The sequence below is a fragment of the Roseateles sp. P5_E11 genome, assembly GCF_054049355.1.
On sequence record NZ_JBFUMO010000822.1, the window covers coordinates 1 to 1,927 of the forward strand.

The window sequence follows — 1,927 nt, forward strand, 5'->3', positions numbered from 1 at the left end:
GCAACGCCGAATCGCCCTGCAAATCGCCCCGGCCCTTCGGGTTGGGCCTGCAAGGGGGCTCAGCCTAGGCGCAAAGCGGAGCTGGGCCGGGTGCCCAGCGAGCATTTGCAACGACGGATCAGCCCCCTTGCAGGCCCAACCCGAAGGGCCGGGGCGATTTGCRGGGCGMTKCGGCGTTGCCGACTCGTTGTGGGGGCCGATCCCACGCCTCGTCGGCGCCTTGCCTCGCCCCGCAACTCACCCCGGCGCGCACCCGACCCAAAGCCCGACAGACTCCTAGTAATGCGGCGGCAGCTCGTCGCGCGGACCGCGCATGCCGTCCGGCTCTGCCGCCGTGGCCCGATTGCGCAGCTCGACGAGCTCGCGCACCAGCCGGTCGATCTGCTCCTGCTGGCGCACGACGACCTGGTTGAGCTGCTCGACCGTGTCTTCGGCGAAGCTGGCCTTGATCTCGAGGTCGGTGATGCGTTGTTCGAGGGCTTGCAAGGTGTCCATGACGATATGGTGGCGCATTTCGGCGGGGTTGCGGGCCGAGTTGGGCGACGTACGCGCGCGGTGGAGCGGCTGGTTTGCGGCGGCGGAAATCGGCACAGCCTGAGCAAGCCTTCGGAAAGCGGCCGCTCAACGTTTGAACTTATCGGTAGTCACAATGGGCGACGCCCGCTTTCGCYTGTCCGTGCGATGGAAGGGCTAGGCGCCATCGTCTTCCTCACAAGACAGGTACTCAGCTACTTGGCCAACGCCTTCCACTTCAAATCCAACTTTCTGGGCCACCCTCCCGGGGCCCGCACTTTCGGGGATGGGAAGAATGAACCTGATGTCGAGGCTGGTCTGCGCCAGCATGTGTTTGTTTGCCGGCACTGCCTTGGCCGCCGGCAACGCGGCGAACACCGCAACATGGAAGCTCATCTTCAACGGCAAGGATCTCAGCGGCTGGTCGGCGCACTACGCATCCAAGGTCAGCGCCGATACGCCGGCCGCGTCCAGCATCTTCGAAGTGAAGAATGGCGAGATCCACGCGTATCCCACGCACGTGGCGGGCACGCCCCAGCCGTTCGCGTACATCATCACCGACGCTGACTTCAAGGACTATGTGATCAGCCTCGAATACAAATGGGGCAATAAGAAGTTTCCGCCGCGGCTTCACGAAGTGCGCGATGCGGGCCTGCTGTATCACGTGTATCGCGTGCGGCCGTCAGACTGGCCGGCGAGTGCCGAAKCCCAAATCCAGGAAGGCGACACCGGAGATTCGTGGGCGATATCGACGCAAGCCTCGAGCTTCGTCGATCCGAAGACCGGCCGTTATGCACTGCCCGAAAACGGCGGTGTCCCCATCACGGGCGGCGAGAACGAGGGCTACCACCGTACGCGCCACGGGCGTGTCAACGAGCGTCCGGGCTGGAACACGCTCGAAGTCATCGTGCGCGGCGATCGCGCCACACACGTCGTCAACGGCGTCGTGAACATGCGCGTCAGCGAACTCAAGTCCTGGGATGCCGGCACGAGCAGCTGGGTCAAACTCGACCACGGCAAGATCGTGCTTCAAGCTGAAGGCGCCGAGGTTTTCTATCGCAACATCAAGGTTCGGGCGCTCACGGAGACCGACGACATGCTGCCTGCGCCTGCACTCAGCGAGGTATGGTTCCCGGTTCCACCCAAGGTGACGCCGGGCGCGGCGCCAGGTGCCGCACCGTCGGACGCCATCGTGCTGTTCGACGGCAAGAGCCTCGACGCATGGAAAAGCGCGAACACCGGGGCAGCCGCGGGCTGGAAAATTGACAACGGCGAATTGGTGGTCGGCCCGGGCACCGGCGACATCCAGACCCAACAGTCCTTTGGTGACGTTCAACTGCACCTGGAGTGGCGCGCGCCCAAACTTCCCGCCGACAAAGTGAGTCAGGATCGCGCCAACAGCGGCGTATTCCTG

2 protein-coding genes are annotated in these 1,927 nt (G+C 64.4%); one reads left to right on the forward strand and one right to left on the reverse strand.

Annotated elements, in window-relative coordinates; genetic code table 11:
- Nucleotides 1–276 precede the first annotated feature (276 nt).
- A complete protein-coding gene (locus tag ACXJKR_RS31040) occupies nucleotides 277–495 on the reverse strand; it encodes a SlyX family protein (RefSeq protein ID WP_457326125.1) in 219 nt (72 codons plus the stop codon).
- Between the two features lie 313 nt (nucleotides 496–808).
- On the opposite strand from ACXJKR_RS31040, the gene ACXJKR_RS31045 reads away from it, so the two are divergent.
- Nucleotides 809–1,927, forward strand: a 1,119-nt coding sequence (locus ACXJKR_RS31045; protein WP_457326127.1) for a 3-keto-disaccharide hydrolase, incomplete at its 3' end; no start/stop codon positions are given.

What these genes read in the sequence shown, in the direction of transcription:
- ACXJKR_RS31040 (WP_457326125.1), bottom strand. Translation starts at nt 495, where the DNA reads ATGGACACCTTGCAAGCCCTCGAACAACGCATCACCGACCTCGAGATC.